Below are 16,225 nucleotides of genomic sequence, written 5' to 3'. Positions count from 1 at the left end.
TTGAGCAAATGAGGGTGTATTGAGAGGGTTATCGGAACTGAGAGACGTTATTTCCTGATAAATGCGAAGATTACTCCTCGAAAAGGGACAATAACGCTATATAGTTCCGTTAGAGCTTCATTTCAGCTGGAATTCAGGAAATAACGTCGCTCAGTTCCACTAGCGCTACGTTAAGTGGTTGTGAGGAAAGCAAAAAGCAAAGACATCCACACCCCACAGTATGGGGGAGGATGTCCTTTTTTGCGCGGCGTGCGTCAAGCACACAAAAGAATTGCACACAACTCAGCAGTCTCGCTATATGCAGCCATCGAGTGGTTATTCGCCACGCTACTACTGTTCATACTCCCAAGCCTGCAGAGCCGCTCCGATTACCGCTCCAATCATCTCAGCAGTCTCGCTATATGCAGCCATCGAGTGGTTATTCACCACGCTACTACTGTTCATACTCCCAAGCCTGCAGAGCCGCTCCGATCACCGCTCCAATCATCTCAGCTGTCTCGCTATATGCGGCCATCGAGTGGTTATTCGCTACGGTACTGCTTTCCATACTCCCAAGCCTGCAACGCTGCGCCGATCACCGCTCCAATCATCTCAGCTGTCTCGCTATATGCGGCCATCGAGTGGTTATTCGCTACGCTACTGCTTTCCATACTCCCAAGCCTGCAACGCAGCGCCGATCATGCCGCTCCAATTGCCGAGGCGGGCGGTTTCGATCTGGACACCTTCTGCGAACGAAGGCATAGCCAGTCTGCTGACCTCCTGGCGCAACCGATCCACCAACTGTGGACCGGACTCAGCAACTCCGCCGCCGATGATAATCAATTCCGGATTAAAGATATGGATGAGCGAAGTGATGGCTGTGCCAAGCGCGGCAATCGTCTCGTCCATAACGCTAGCTGCCAGCGGGTCGCCCGCTTGCCAGAGAGCAAATACATCACGGGCGTTCACCTGCTCATCAGGCTTGCCTCTTGCCGCTAGTCGTTCGCGCATCCGCCGGGCGATGCTCGTGCCGGACGCATATTGCTCCAGGCAGCCTCTTGCGCCGCAGATGCACGGAATGCCCCGGAAGTCGACCGACATATGGCCTAGCTCCCCGGCTCCGCCCCATGCGCCGTGAAGCAGGCGGCCATCGGCAACAACGGCTCCGCCGACTCCCGTTCCAAGCGCGAGGCAAATGAATTGACGTTTGCCAAGCCCAACGCCGAGCCTCATCTCTGCCAGCGCGATAACATTCACATCATTGTCGACCCATACCGTCATACCATACTGTTGCTCCAAAATAGATCTCAGCTGCGCACCGCTATATCCGGGAATGAGCTCTGAAGCATGCCGGATGCTGCCCTCCTGCCAGTTGACCTGGCCCGCGCTCCCGATGCCGATCCCCCGATAGCGAATATCCGGCCACAACTTGCTTGCTCCCTCGAGCAAACGCTGGATGACCCCCTGAACGCGGTGAACTGTGTTTTCCTGTCCGGCTAACGTCTCCAAGCTCTTCGAAAGCAATATCTCTCCTTCATACGTTACGATGCCCGCATTTATTTTGGTTCCTCCGATGTCCACGCCGATGGCATAATTGGATGCCGGATCGAACAATTCATACGTCACGATGCCCGCATTTATTTTGGTTCCCCCGATATCGACGCCGATTGCATACCGCGACGTAGGATCGAACAACTCTGTTATATCAGCCTGCATGGCTCCTTCTCTGATAGAAGCCATTATTTAGCCGCCAGTCCGCTCAGCGCCTCAACGTAACGGCTTGCGATGAGCTGCGGCCGGGTAATGGAGCTGCCTACGACCACATAGGAAGCGCCTGCTTGCATTGCCTTCGCGGCATCTTCAGGCGACCATATGCGGCCTTCCGCTATAACAGGCACCTCAAGCGCTGCGCTTAGCCGCCTTACGAGCCTAAGATCGGGCTCTTCCTGCTGCGGACTATAGAGCGTGTAGCCCGACAGCGTTGTCCCGACGAAGTCGGCTCCGAGCTGCTGCGCGGCAACTCCTTCTTCAAAGGTAGATACATCGGCCATGACGGCAATGCCGTGCCGATGCGCATAGTTGATGAGAGGCTGCACTGCCTCCAGCCGTCCTTCCCGGTCCGTCACATCCAGCGCAATGACGTCAGCGCCCGCGGCTATGATCGTGATGACCTCATCAAGCGTCGGCGTAATGAAGATGTCCGAGCCTGGAAAGTCCCGTTTGATCAGCCCGATAACCGGCACTTTCACTTTTTGTTTAATGGCCTTAATATCGTCGGCCCCATTCGTCCGGATGCCGATAGCGCCTGACCGTACTGCCGCATCCGCCATCTTCGCCATGGTATCTCCGCCGAATAGCGGCTCATCCGGCAGCGCCTGGCAAGATACGATTAATCCTTTTTTATTGAAAATTCGGCTTACACTTTTCATCTTATCCCTCCGATTGAATGGTATAGGCTGCTGTTCTTTTTCAACATCTTAACCAATTTATTGGGAGAGTCAATACGATTTTTAGTAAATTTATGGAAATTATAAGGCTTTGTCAAGAGGTGTATATGAAAGTAAAGAGTAGTATATGGCTGGCTGGCGATCACCTTTCTATACTAGAACTATGAAAGCCGAAGCGATATTCACATTGAGATCATCTGGAGGGGTAGCATGAAGAAGAAACAGAAAGTGCTTATGATCGTCGCAATGATCCTTTGCCTGACCATCACCGCATGCGGCAAGGGCGGGGGCAACAACGGGAATGACGCGAGTCCAAGTCCAAGCGCAAGTGCAAGCGCGCCTGCTGAGCAAGGCGGACAAAATGAAGTGATTGAAGTTTCCACCGTTTCGCCAAGCGATCAATATCTGAAGTTTGACGAAGGCGAAAGCTTCGAGAAAAACGCGGTATATGATGCGTACGAAAAAGATATCGGCGTCAAAATTACGAACAAGTGGGTAGCGGATGTCAGCCAGTTCAAGGAAAAAGTGAAGATCACCATCGCTTCCAATGATCTTCCGGATTTCCTGCTCGTCAATGCGACGCAGCTCAAAGAATTGACTGAAGCGGACATGATTATGGATTTGACGGAAGTGTATGACCAGCATGCTACGGAAGAGACGAAAAAGTTTCTGACGATGGACGGCGGCATGCAGATGAAGACGGCCACGTTCGATGGCAAGCTGATGGGCATTCCAAGCTCCTACAATCCATTCCAATTCCAGACCTTGTTTGTGCGTACGGATTGGCTGAAGGAGCTGAACTTGCCGGAGCCGAAAACAATGGCAGACATGATGACGATCGCTGAGGCGTTTAAGGCGAAGGATCCGGGCGGCACAGGCACTCCTTACGGGCTTGCTGTCAGCAAAAACCCATTCAACATCGAGACAGGCGTTACAGGCCTGAGAGCTTTTCTGAACGGCTATCATGCTTACGAGAACATCTGGATCGAAGACGGCAACGGCGGATTGGTCAACAGCGACATCCAGCCTCAGGTGAAGGAAGCGCTTGCCGCTTTGCAGGACATGTTCAAAAAAGGCTTGATCGATCCCGAGTTTGCGGTTAAAGATACCGAAAAAGCGGCTGAGCTGATTTACGACAACAGCATCGGCATGGTATTCGGCGCATCCTGGACGCCGGCACAATTGGTCAAGGGCGCGGTGAAGGACGGCAAAGTCGTGCAGGAGTGGGGCGCGTTCCCGATTCCTTCCGTGGACAGCAATCCGACGCTTGGTCAAATCGGCCTTGGCGTGGATGAATATTATGTCATCTCCAAAAAAGCGAAGCATCCGGAAGGCGTCATCAGACTGCTGAACCAATGGATTGCGGTCGACAACCATCCGACAGATGAGCAGAAGGTGTATGAGTTCGGCAAGGACCGCGTGGAGAAGGGCAATAACTACTGGCTGCTCAGCCCGCTGCGCGTAGGCAAGCAAAAGGACAACAACGGCGAGATTTTGCCGAAAGCGATTGAGAACAAGGATCCAAGCATTCTGGAAACGAAGGATCACAAAACGCGGTATGAGCGCGCGATGAAGTATGTGGAGGACGGCGACACCAGCATGTGGTGGGAATATTTGATCTCCGGTCCAAAAGGCGTATATTCGCTCGTGCCAGAAATCCAGAAAAACAATCAATTCCTGCAAAACAAATTTTATGGAGCGCCAACCCCGGCTATGGCGGACAGACAAGAAATTTTGATTAAGAAGCGGGATGAAGTGTTCTTCAAAATCATCATGAACCAGGTATCCATCGATGAATTCGATAAATTCGTCGCAGAGTGGAAGAAGCTTGGCGGAGATGAAATCACGAAGGAAGTAAACGAGTGGTACGCGACTCATAAATAATTCAAGAATCGCAAAGCGGATAAATCGGGGGATTGGGTGACAGTGGCACAATCCCTCTTTTGTTAGGCTTTAACGGTTCGGATTCAGTTAACAACGAGGTGAAAGGCATGAGTGGACTATCACGGTTATGGAAGAGGGAATGGCCTCTTCATCTGATGCTGCTTCCGGCTATTGGCTTGGTGCTCATCTTCAGCTATGTGCCGATGGCGGGCATTATAATGGCTTTCCAGAAGTACGTGCCGAACAAGGGATTCGGATCGCCCTTTATCGGGCTCAAAAACTTTCAATTGCTGATGGAGTATCCCGATATCGGCCGCATTTTTTTCAACACCGTTTATATCGCCGTCATGAAAATCGTAGCGGGGCTGTTTGTGCCCATTACCATTGCGATCCTTCTTAATGAGCTGCGGAGGGAATGGATCAAACGGACGTTCCAGACGCTGGTGTATTTGCCGCATTTCATGTCATGGGTATTGCTGAGCGGCATATTGGTGGATGTGCTGTCGCCATCATCCGGGGTGCTCAATCAGCTGCTGGGCATATTCGGCATCAAGCCGATCTTCTTTCTGGGGGACAATGCCTGGTTCCCTTATGTTATGGTGGGCTCCGATGTGTGGAAGGAATTCGGATTCGGCACAATAGTCTATCTCGCCGCGCTGACGGGCATCAACCCTTCCCTGTATGAAGCGGCAGAGATTGACGGCGCGGGGCGGTGGAAGCAGACATTCCATGTGACTTTGCCCGGCATGATGCCGATCATCGTGTTAATGCTTACGCTTAACATCGGCAATGTGCTGAATGCCGGCTTCGAGCAAATCTTTAACCTGTACAGCCCTCCTGTCTATGAAAGCGCGGATATTATCGATACCTTTGTGTACCGCATGGGCGTTCAGCAGGCGCAGTTCGGCTTCGCTACCGCCGTAGGACTGCTCAAATCCATTGTTTCGTTTATTTTTATTTCACTTTCATACGTCATGGCTTACCGCCTTGCGAATTACCGCATCTTTTAACGATTCATCCGCCATGCAGAAGGGAGACTTACCGTGATTACTAGCAGATCACCCGGCAGAAAAATATTTGTAGCATGCAACTACACATTCCTGTTGTTCATATCCGTCTTATGTCTAATGCCGATCATTCACATCCTGGCGCTTTCATTCAGCTCGGGGAGCGCGGCGGCAGCCGGTCAGGTAACCCTTTGGCCGGTTGATTTCACAACCGCCGCCTATCAGAACGTATTTGGCAAGCCGGAATATTTGCGCGCGTTCTGGGTGTCGATCCAGCGCGTCGTCCTCGGGACTTCGATTAGCATGGTGCTAATGATCATAACGGCCTATCCGTTATCGAAAGACAACCGTCAGCTTAGGCTCAGAACGCTGTATGCCTGGGTATTCGTATTCACGATATTGTTCAGCGGCGGTCTTATTCCGTCCTACTTGACGGTCAAGTCGCTAGGCCTGATCGACACGCTGTGGGCGCTTGTGCTGCCGACCGCAATCCCTGTGTTTAACGTAATCCTGCTGCTGAACTTCTACCGCAGCTTGCCCAAGGAGCTGGAGGAATCCGCTCGGATTGACGGCGCGAGCCATTTTACAACCCTTTGGAAAATCTATGTGCCGCTATCGTTGCCGGCTTTGGCCACGACGGGACTTTTTACGATGGTGGGCCATTGGAATAGCTGGTTTGACGGCATGCTGTATATGAATCATACTGAAAATTATCCGCTTCAAACCTTCCTGCAGACCGTAATCATCAAGATGGATTTCCGGTTCATCAAGGCGGAGAACGTGGAGCTTCTGCTGAAGCTGTCGGACCGTACGAGCCGGGCGGCGCAAATTTTTGTGGCGGCTTTCCCGATATTAATCGTATATCCGTTTCTGCAGAGGTTTTTTATCAAAGGCATCGTCATGGGGAGTGTCAAAGAATAGGATATATGCGCTCTACCTTTTCCGATGGGAGAACACCTTATGAGAAGCGTATTTTTCTTGCATGATTCCTCTATTTTCAAAAAGATTATGGCTGCCTTTCTGGCGGCCTTATTGCCGCTTCTGGCCATTACGTGGATGATTATAGAGAAAGGCTCCGATACGATCCGCAGCGAAATTTCGCTGTCGGTGTTGAATACGACGCAGTTCTATATGGATTCGCTCGATAAGGAAGCGGACCGGATCAGCCGTTATTTGCCCAATTACGTCATGGACCAGGATCTTATGGAAATTGCGGCAACGGGCAATGAGATGAGCTCGTATGACCGCTCCCGCATTATCTTGGATGTCCAGAGGCGGCTGGAATTGATGAAGAACTCCAGTCCGTTCATAAGGGAAGCCAAAGCTTATATTCCGCTCATCGGGCGCACGGTGCTCAGCAACAGCTATGAAACGTTCCTGGACGATGAGGAATACAAGGCGATGCAGCATAACGCTAAGTTGTACGAGGAACCGTTCATCTATTGGAGAGACCGACTGTTCATTACGATGCAATACCCGATCAACACGTCCAGGGAACCGTTGTATCTGATAGGCGTCGAGCTGTCTACCGCCAAGATCAAAGAAACGCTGGCGCAGATCGGCAGAAAGCGGGGCGGATACACGGCGCTGTTCAACCTGGAGAGGGAATGGAGCGTGGACAGCGGCGCGGATGCCGATTGGCTGAAGGAAATGAAGGTTTTTGCGGAGGGAAAAAAGGAAGCGCTCTCAACTAGCGGGTATGAAACCATCCATTACAAGGGCGAGAGATATCTTGCCGTGTATCAGTATTCCGAGCTTTGGAACGCGTACTCCATTACCTGCATTCCGGAGGAGACGGCGCTCGGTTCGCTTCAGGTGTACCGCACTTTATTTTGGTGGGCCTGTGCGCTTGCGGCGGTCATCGTGCTATTCTTCACGTATTTTCTTTTAAGGTTTATTTACCGGCCGCTCATGAAGCTGGTCCATTCCTTCCGCCGCGTTCAGCAGAACAGGCTTGATCCAATCGTGATCGACCGCGGGGCCGACGAGTTCGGTTATTTGTATGAAGCGTTCAACGATACGGTCCGATATTTGAAGACACTGATCGAAGAAAATTACGAGGGGCAAATCCGCAATCAGCGTTCGGAGCTGAAGCGGCTGCAATCGCAGATTAATCCTCATTTCTTATATAATTGCTTTTTTGTGCTATGCCGGTTGATCAAGTCAGAGGGCCAGAAGGAGAAGGCCTATCAATTCTGCCTTTATATCGGACAATACTTCCAGTTCATTACCCGCAACGATGAAGATGATATCCCGCTGGAGCTTGAGCTGGAGCATTCCCGCACCTATGTGAAGATGCAATCGATATGTTATGGCGAGAAGATTGATGTGCTGTTCGAAGGCGATGGGCCGGATATTATGGTCCCAAGGCTGATCCTGCAGCCCATTATCGAGAATGCATACAAGCATGCGCTGGGCAATATGCTGGAGCCTGGCGAGCTGTGGGTTCACAGCGAACTGAAGGGAGAAGACTTCTCCATCTATGTGGAGGATAACGGGCGGAGCATAACGGATGAAGGCATTGAGCTGCTGCGGAAGAAGCTGCTGCACTCGACGAACCGGATCGAGGAGACGACCGGGATCCTGAATGTTCATCGCCGGATCCAGCTGCGGTATGGAGCGGAATACGGTCTCATGGTGTCGCGGTCCGAGCTGGGAGGACTGCAGGTCAGAATTAAACTGAGCGCGAGCTAGAGGAGGAATCAGCATGTACAGACTGCTAATCGTGGATGACCTGCCTATTATAGTTGACGGCCTGCTCGAGCTGTTCGAGCAGACGGAGCATTTGCAGCTGGAGGTGCACAAAGCTTATTCAGGCGAAGAGGCGCTTCAAATTCTGTCCCGGCATCGCATTGATATCGTGTTGTCCGACATTAAGATGCCCGGGATCGGGGGGATCGAGCTGCTCCAGGAAATACTGCCGCAATGGCCTGCGTGTAAAGTGATCTTTCTGACGGGATATAATGATTTCCAGTATGCCAGAGATGCGATGACCTATGGCGGCTTTGACTACATTCTGAAGGTAGAAAGCGATGAGAAAATCATTCAAGCCATCGAACGCGCTATTGAAAAGCTGAGGGAGGAGCAGGACCAGGCGCAAATGATCTCAAGGGCCGAGTCTAACATGCGAAGGGCATTGCCTTCTTTGCAAAAGGAGTACATGTGGAGCCTGCTTCAAGGGAAGCAAGTTACGGAGAGCCAGCTGGCGCAAATTTTTAAAGAAATCAATATTCCGCTGGATGCGTCAATGCCGGTCTATATGCTTGTTGGACGAATAGATGCCTGGAAAGAGATGTTCACAACACCTGACAAAGCGCTGCTTGCTTATGCTCTGCAGAACGTTGGCGATGAATATTTGACGGCGCAGGCCAGCTGTTATTCGGTCGTCTTCGAGCTGTCCAAGATCGTGTGGCTATTCCAGCCGAAAGCATCGGGGGGCATGACTGGCGATCCGGGCAGCCTCGATTGGATCAGGGCGCACCGCTACGCCAGCGGAATATTGGAGACGATTCAGGAGACCTGCAAGAAGCTGCTGGGGCTGTCGGTATCGTTCCTGCTGGGCAGTGAACCGGCCCCTTGGAGCGAGGTGTCGGACCGGTTCCATTCCATCAAATACGGCTTGGTGCAGGGGCATGGCTTGTTTCATGAGGTCATTATGACCGACAAGGATATTCAAAGCAGGGAGTCCGGCGACAAAGCGGGAGGCTACCGGGACAGCTTCTACCATACCCGCGTTCAATTGCTTATGAGCTGCCTTGAAAATAACCATCGCGAGCCGTTCAACAAGCTTTATGCCGAGCTTACATCGGTATGGGCGGATACGGGTGCTAACCATGAGCGGAAGATTGAATTGTATCATTCTTTATCTGCGGTGTTCTTGTTCTATTTGCACCAGAATCGGGATATATGCGATTACGTCAATACGCAGATGGACCTTGATCCGTTGTTCCGCCACGGCGAATCGACCTCATGGCCTGAGCTGACTCACTATTACAAACGGCTGGCCGACTGCTTCTTCGAGTGGAATACGCTCAGGGGCAGTCTGCTGCCGACGGAAGTCGTCAATAAGGTGCATCGCTATATCGAGGAGAATATAGCGACGGACATCTCCCTCACCGCTTTGGCCGATTACGTAGGCTTGAATCCGTCTTACTTGTCGCGGCTGTATAAGCAAATGACCGGCATCGGCTTGTCGAAATACGTGAATGACTACCGGAATGTCATTGCGATCGACATGCTGCTGAACACGTCGATGAAGGTCAATGAAATATCCGCCAAGCTTGGCTATAATTCGGCGCTTGCGTTTATCCGCTTCTTCAAGAAGATGAACGACACGACGCCGCAGGATTTCCGCACAGCTCGCGCCGGGGGCAGATGAAAGGTCAATAATTGTATATGGATGTCATGAACAGTCTCTTTCTCCTCCTCCAGCCTCCTTTTACAATGGGAAGTACAGATGGGGATAAGAGGGGGAAGAGGCATGAAAACATTAAGGGCCGTACTGCTTGGCGCAGGCAGCAGAGGAAGATATATTTATGGGCCTTATGCGGAGAAATTCCCGAATGAGCTGAAGATCGTAGCGGTAGCTGAGCCGGATGAAGAGCGCAGAACCCAGTTCGCGGAGATCCATGGGATTCCGCCGGAGTTTGTGTATGATTCCTGGGAGAAGGCATTCCGTCAAGGCCGCATCGCGGATGTGATGATTATATGCACGCTCGACCGGATGCATTATGTGCCGGCTATGAAGGCGATGGAGCTGGGCTATCATGTCATGCTGGAGAAGCCGATGTCGCCTTCCTTGGCGGAATGCATTGAGCTTGAGCAAGCATCGCTTCGCCATCAGAGATTGCTGGTGGTGACGCATGTGCTTCGATACTCGCCATTCTGGTCGGGAATCAAGAAGTGCATTCAGGATGGGGAGCTGGGCACCGTCGGGACGATTCAATTAACCGAAAATGTCGGCTATCACCATATGACGCACAGCTATGTGCGAGGGAATTGGCGCAATTCGGAGGAGACCAGCCCTATGATCTTGGCGAAGTCCAGCCATGATCTGGACATCATCTCCTGGCTGATGGATCAGCCCTGCACGAGTGTGAGCTCGTACGGCTCCTTGCTGCATTTTCGGGAAGAGAATGCTCCGGAAGGCTCGACGCTCCGCTGCATCGACGGCTGCGCAGTGGAGCGGGAATGTCCATTCTCGGCTATGAAGATGTATATTCAGCCTCCGCATCATCCATGGGCGCGTTATATGACAAGCGATTTATCCCAAGAAGGGATCATGAAGGCGCTGAGGGAAGGGCCATTCGGACGCTGCGTCTATCGCTGCGACAACAATGTCGTGGATCACCAGGTGGTTAATCTGGCCTTTGAGAATGGAGCGAACGCTTCCTTTATCATGTCGGGGCTGACGCAAAGCGGCACTCGCCGGGTTCAGATTATGGGGACGCATGGCGAAATTATCGGAGATATGGATAAAGGAGCTTTTACGCTGTTCCGTTATGCGACCGGCGAGCAGGTGGAGATTCGCTGCAATGTGGAAGGGGACGGGCATGGCGGCGGCGATGAGCGGATGGTGAATTCGTTCCTGCGCGACGTTCGCCAGTTTGAGCTTAATCCGTCGCATGGCTTGACGTCGGCAACCGCCTCCCTGCAAAGCCATCTGATGGCCTTTGCGGCTGAGCATTCCCGCTTGCATGAAGGCTTTGCGGTGAACCTGTCGGATTTTGCGGCGGAAGCGTAAGAAATCTCGTGAGGCCGTACTTGGCCAGACATTCGGCTGCGGCATCCTCGAAGAAGGATAGCCGCAGTTTCTTCTTGTAGCGGAATTCTACAAAAGTGATTGCGTTTTACATAAAATGATATATAATGAAATTAAGTTTTTATGATAAAAGAACGCTGTTCTTATTTGCGGAACGAAAGGTCATGTTGTGATGGAGAATAATGGGAAGAAAACCGCCGTTTTAGAAACAGGAGACCGCATTTTACGATTGCTTGAATGCTTCACCGCAGAAAAGCCGGAGTGGGGAGTTACCGAGCTTAGCGAGCAATTGGGCTTGTACAAAAGCGTCGTTCACCGGATGCTGGTTACCCTGGAGAATCGCGCCTTTGTCAGCAAAAGTCCGGTCACACAGAAATACTCGCTCGGCATCAAGCTGTTCGAGCTGGGGACGATCGTAACGAACCGGATGAGTCTGCGCGCGGTCAGCAAGCCGATCATGGAGGATTTGTGCGCAAGCTCCAATGAGACCGTTATGCTTATGATCGTCGACGGGTTAGAAGGCATTTGTATTGAAAAGGTCGAAAGTTCGCAGAGCGTGCGGTATACGTCGCCTCTGGGCAAAAGAGTGTCCTTGCATGCGGGAGCCACTACCAAGATATTACTCGCTAATCTTTCGCCCGACAAGATTAACAAAATTATATCAAATGGTTTGCAAAAGTATACGGAATATACGATCGTAGACCCGTCGGAGCTGCTGGATCATCTGCAGACGATTAGAGAACAGGGCTACTGTATCTCCGCGAACGACTTCTCGCTAGGCGGTATGGGGATTGCCGTTCCTATTAGAGACCATACAGGAGAAGTGATAGCCGGATTGTCGATCTCGGGACTCGAATTCCGCATGAATAAAATCACGGATCAACTGCTGCTGCAATGCCAGAATGCTGCGGAGCTAATATCCGCTAGACTCGGAGGAGTCTAATTTTTTTAACCATAAGAAAGAACGATGTTCCGCATATAAGAACAACTAGCTTTTTTTGTCATAAATACCGTGAATGATTTCCATTCGGATTCGAATGGAACACTATTCATACACGACAGAAGGCTGCCGGATGTACTGCGAATATCCGGCGGCAGCGAAGGAGGACATTCCTTGGGCAAAGTGATTTTGGATATGGATACGGGCATCGACGATGCGCTGGCTATCGCTTACGCCTGCGCAATCCCCGAGCTTGAGCTGCTTGGCGTCACGACGACTTACGGCATGGCTCCCGTCGATCAATCCGTGCGCAACACCTTGCTTGTGCTTGAGCTGCTGAAGTGCGACGCGCCGGTATACCGCGGCGCTGAGAAGCCGCTCGTCCGAAGCCGCGTCTACAGCGGCACGTTCCACGGCAATGACGGGCTTGGCGACGTCAACCGTCGCGAGCCGAAGCGGACGGCTGAGGAGATGCATGCCGTCGACTTCATTATCGAGCAATCGCGCAAGCACGGCAGCGATTTGACGCTGGTCACGACAGCGCCGCTAACCAATCTGGCGCTGGCGATCCAGAAGGCGCCCGACATAGTGGGCAAGCTCGGGCGCGTGGTTACGATGGGCGGCGCGGTGGCAGCGCCCGGCAATGTCACAAAGTTCGCGGAAGCGAACATCATTATTGACCCTCATGCCGCCCGCGTCGTCTTCTCCTCCGACCTGCCCATTACACTGGTCGGACTTGATGTGACGAGAAAGACGGTGCTGCGCCAGGAAGCCGCAGAGAAGTGGCGGGAGAAGGGCACGGAGAGCAGCGTATTCTTCGCGACCTTTACGGAATATTATTTGCAGGCTTACAAGAAATATCATCCGTATTTGCAAGGCTGTGCGCTGCATGATCCGCTGGCCGTCGGCGTGGCCGCCTGTCCGGATTTGGTGGGGACCGTGCCCATGCATATTACCGTGGATCTGGATGAGGATGCGCTAGGCCGCACGGTGGAAGACATTCACCGCGAGTCTCCTGCCAGCCCGAATACGCAGGTATGCATGGGAGTCGATGCGGAGCGGTTTGTCTCCGATTTTCTGAGCAGGACCGATCAAGCATTCAGCAGATAAAAGGAGGACAACCCGCATGAGCAAGCATCGCAAGACACCCGGGCATACGGGCTGGCTGAGCCGCTTTGACCGGATGTCAGATTCGGCTGCGGCCGGCGTCTATTTGACGCCGACGTTAATACTGCTGGCTATGACCATCTTGTTTCCGATGGCGTACGCCTTGTTCCTTTCATTTGCGAAAATGGACTTTGTTTCAGGCCGCGCCCATTTCACCTTTATCGGCTTGGATAACTATGCAAAGATGCTGCAGGATCTGCGCATCCCGAACGTGCTGCTGCAGACATTTACCTTTACGGCGGCTAAAGTCATTGGCACTTTGATCATCGCTTTCGGGATTGCCCTCACTATATTTCACGGTATTTGGGGCGGCGAATTTTTCAAGAAAGTCTTTCTTATCCCATGGGCATTGTCGAACGTGGTCAACGGCCTGATGTGGAAATGGATGTACAACGGCAACAACGGGATCATTAACGAGCTGATGATGAGGCTTGGCCTGATCGATGAATATAAATCGTGGCTGGCTGAAAGCACGACAGCGCTCGGCGCTGTGATTCTCGCCGACATTTGGAAAAGCGTTCCTTTTGCAGCGCTCATCCTGCTTGCCGGCATGCAGACGATCTCCAAGGAACTGTATGACGCAGGTCAAGTGGACGGCGCAGGGACAATCCAGCGGTTTTTCCACATCACGCTTCCCTCTCTGAAGCCGGTTCTGATGGTGCTGTTCGTGATGGAGACGATGTGGGCTCTGCGCGCCTTCGACCTCATATGGGTGCTGACGCAAGGCGGTCCGCTGGACAAGACCATGGTGTTGAACGTGTATGCGTATGAGCAAGCTTTCCGTAACTTCGATATGGGCTATGGCTCGGCGCTGGCGTTTTTCATAACGATTTGTACGCTGATTTTCACAGTTGTTTATTTAAAAACGATCGGCAAAAACGAATAGGGGGAAAAAGTCATGGAGAAAAAACATGTCAAATGGATGAAAATGGGGGTTATTGCGGCATTGCTCGTATCGATGCTGGCGGCTTGCGGAACATCTGCCGATAAAGGCGGACAAGCGGCCGAAGGAACCGGTAAGGACAACAATGAGAATAAGGAAATCACCGTCCTTTACCTGGACGAGCCGTTCTGGAAGCAGCAAAACGAAGAGTTTACCGCAGCTACCGGCATCAAGGTGAAATACGAGACTGTGCCTTTCATGCAGCTGCACGATAAAGTATTCGTCTCTTTTATGGCTAACAGCAGTGAGTACGATGTCGTGCATGTCCGCGATGACTGGGCGACCGAGTTCGCCTCCAAGGGCTTCCTGGAGCCGCTGGATTCCTATATCACCGACGATATGAAAACACGCTTGAACCCGCAAACGATGGAAGCGATGTCCTACCAAGGAAAGCAGTATGCGATTCCTCGTTATGTATGGCTATGGCAGTTCTACTATAACAAGACGCTGATCAAGGATCCTCCAAAAACATGGGATGAGCTGATCACGGTCGCCAAAGAAATTAAAGACGATAAAGTGTCTCCGTATGCGGAAACTTGGGGCGGCATCGTGTCCTATTCCAGCTTTATCGTTCATCTGCGCTCCAATGGCGGGGAGTTCTGGGATTATGAGAACAACCGTCCGACCTTTAACAGCCCTGAAGGCGTAGCCGCATTGCAATTTATGGCCGATATGAACCTGAAGCATAACATCATGAGCCCGCTGTCGAAGGAATTTACGAGCTCCGGCGCTATGACGGAAGTATTGACGCAAGGCGCTATCGCCATGAACATGAACACGCCGCAAACGCTGCCGATGGCGAATGATGAAGATAAATCGAAGGTTGTCGGTCAAATGGACGTAGCGCTCATTCCGGGCGGCAAGCTGAAGACCGCTTCCTACGGCGAGACCGGTGGGCTGGCGATTCCAGCTGCCTCAAAGAATAAAGAGTGGGCCATGGAATATATCAAATTTGTAACCAATGCCGACCAGCAAAAGAAAATGTCGCTCGCTAACGGTAAAATCCCAAGCGACGTCGAAGTGGTGAAGGACGCCGACCTGCTGGCCAAATATCCGCATTACGCTCTGCTGCCGGAGCAAATGCAGTATCCGTTCGGTTTGTTCCGCCACGAGGATGCAACGAAAATTACAGACGAGCTGTCCCGCAACATCTTGGCGGCTGTACTCGGCAAAGTAACGCCGGAGCAGGCGCTTCAAGATGCCGAGACCAAAATATTGGCCATGATCGGCCAAAAGTAATGCTGCCCAATACACAAACGAGGGGATGTTTTTGAGCGTGAAGTACGCAAAAAAAACGGTTCAGATCATGATCTCGATTGCACTGATGATCTTTATCCTGTTTCCCATGCTGTGGCTGCTGCTGTCGAGCTTCAAGCTGCCGCTTGATTTGTTCAGCAACCCTCCGGAGCTATGGCCTAGCAAATGGACATTCAAGTATTACATTCAGCTGCTGCAGGAGAAATCGTTTACTTCCGCTATGCTGAACAGCTTGATCGTCTCTGGCTTTACGACTGCCATCTCCCTATCCATAGGGGCGCTTGGCGCATATGCGTTTGCGCGGTTTCAATTTCCGCGCAAAAACGCATTCTTTTTAACCGTGCTCGCATCGCAAATGCTTCCGCATATGGCTTTGCTGATTCCGCTGTTTATGATTATGAAGCTAACGGGATTGCTGTATACGCATCAGGGCTTAATTTTGACTTATATCAGTTTTTCGCTGCCTTACGTCGTATGGATGTTCCGCTCTTTTATTATCGCGATTCCTTATGAGATCGAAGAAGCCGCCAAGCTGGACGGCTGCTCCCGCATGCAGGTCATCCGGAAAATCGTACTGCCGCTTTCGATGGGCGGCTTGGTTACGACAGGCATTTTCGTATTCATGGGTGCATGGAACGAATTTTTGTTCGCCAGCGCGATGACGAATATGAATGTGAAGACGCTGTCCGTCCGTATGGCGGAGTTTATAGGAGAAGACAGAATCGCTTACGAGATTATGTTCCCGGCGGGTATCGTCGGCAGCTTGCCCGTGCTGCTGCTGGTGCTGTTCTTCCAGAAGTATATCGTCAGAGGCTTGACCGAAGGCGGCGTGAAGTGATG

At 51.9% G+C, this 16,225-nt stretch carries 13 protein-coding genes; 11 read left to right on the top strand and 2 right to left on the bottom strand.

Annotation, left to right across the window (positions count from 1 at the left end):
- Positions 1-636 precede the first annotated feature (636 nt).
- The gene (locus tag D3P09_RS15860) at positions 637-1,719 is read right to left on the bottom strand and encodes an ROK family protein (protein ID WP_120111893.1); all 1,083 of its coding nucleotides are present in this window, start codon (positions 1,717-1,719) and stop codon (positions 637-639) included.
- The gene (locus D3P09_RS15855) at positions 1,719-2,408 is read right to left on the bottom strand and encodes an N-acetylmannosamine-6-phosphate 2-epimerase (RefSeq protein WP_120111891.1); all 690 of its coding nucleotides are present in this window, start codon (positions 2,406-2,408) and stop codon (positions 1,719-1,721) included. The genes D3P09_RS15860 and D3P09_RS15855 overlap by 1 nt, the downstream gene beginning before the upstream one ends.
- 228 nt (positions 2,409-2,636) lie before the next feature.
- Between D3P09_RS15855 and D3P09_RS15850 the strand changes: the two genes are divergently transcribed.
- From D3P09_RS15850 to D3P09_RS15800, 11 genes are all read left to right on the top strand, one after another.
- On the top strand, positions 2,637-4,310 hold the full coding sequence (locus D3P09_RS15850; RefSeq protein ID WP_120111888.1) for an extracellular solute-binding protein: 1,674 nt from the start codon (positions 2,637-2,639) through the stop codon (positions 4,308-4,310).
- A 107-nt stretch (positions 4,311-4,417) separates the two neighbouring features.
- Positions 4,418-5,320 carry an ABC transporter permease gene (locus tag D3P09_RS15845; RefSeq protein ID WP_207892502.1) on the top strand — a complete coding sequence of 301 codons (903 nt, stop codon included), beginning with the start codon at positions 4,418-4,420 and terminating at the stop codon, positions 5,318-5,320.
- Between the two features lie 33 nt (positions 5,321-5,353).
- Positions 5,354-6,238, top strand: a complete 885-nt coding sequence (locus tag D3P09_RS15840; RefSeq protein ID WP_120111886.1) for a carbohydrate ABC transporter permease — start codon at positions 5,354-5,356, stop codon at positions 6,236-6,238.
- A 39-nt stretch (positions 6,239-6,277) separates the two neighbouring features.
- Positions 6,278-8,011, top strand: coding sequence for a sensor histidine kinase (locus D3P09_RS15835; protein WP_120111884.1), 1,734 nt, complete (start codon positions 6,278-6,280; stop codon positions 8,009-8,011).
- 13 nt (positions 8,012-8,024) lie between these two features.
- Positions 8,025-9,695 (top strand): response regulator, encoded by a 1,671-nt coding sequence (locus D3P09_RS15830; RefSeq protein ID WP_120111882.1) that lies wholly within the window; start codon positions 8,025-8,027, stop codon positions 9,693-9,695.
- Between the two features lie 102 nt (positions 9,696-9,797).
- Positions 9,798-11,060 carry a Gfo/Idh/MocA family protein gene (locus tag D3P09_RS15825; RefSeq protein ID WP_120111880.1) on the top strand — a complete coding sequence of 421 codons (1,263 nt, stop codon included), beginning with the start codon at positions 9,798-9,800 and terminating at the stop codon, positions 11,058-11,060.
- Positions 11,061-11,250: 190 nt separating this feature from the next.
- Positions 11,251-12,021 carry an IclR family transcriptional regulator gene (locus D3P09_RS15820; RefSeq protein ID WP_120111878.1) on the top strand — a complete coding sequence of 257 codons (771 nt, stop codon included), beginning with the start codon at positions 11,251-11,253 and terminating at the stop codon, positions 12,019-12,021.
- Between the two features lie 171 nt (positions 12,022-12,192).
- Positions 12,193-13,128 carry a nucleoside hydrolase gene (locus D3P09_RS15815; protein ID WP_120111876.1) on the top strand — a complete coding sequence of 312 codons (936 nt, stop codon included), beginning with the start codon at positions 12,193-12,195 and terminating at the stop codon, positions 13,126-13,128.
- 16 nt (positions 13,129-13,144) lie between these two features.
- A complete protein-coding gene (locus D3P09_RS15810) occupies positions 13,145-14,071 on the top strand; it encodes a carbohydrate ABC transporter permease (protein WP_120111873.1) in 927 nt (308 codons plus the stop codon).
- A 12-nt stretch (positions 14,072-14,083) separates the two neighbouring features.
- Positions 14,084-15,367 carry an ABC transporter substrate-binding protein gene (locus D3P09_RS15805; RefSeq protein WP_120111871.1) on the top strand — a complete coding sequence of 428 codons (1,284 nt, stop codon included), beginning with the start codon at positions 14,084-14,086 and terminating at the stop codon, positions 15,365-15,367.
- 37 nt (positions 15,368-15,404) lie between these two features.
- Entirely contained in the window at positions 15,405-16,223 is an 819-nt protein-coding gene (locus D3P09_RS15800) for a carbohydrate ABC transporter permease (RefSeq protein WP_165867461.1), read from the top strand.
- Positions 16,224-16,225: the final 2 nt, after the last annotated feature.

It is taken from the genome of Paenibacillus pinisoli, assembly GCF_003605435.1.
In the GTDB taxonomy this organism is placed as follows: domain Bacteria; phylum Bacillota; class Bacilli; order Paenibacillales; family Paenibacillaceae; genus Pristimantibacillus; species Pristimantibacillus pinisoli.
The sequence above is the reverse complement of the archived record's forward strand: the minus strand, read 5'-3'. Positions and strand labels throughout refer to the sequence as shown.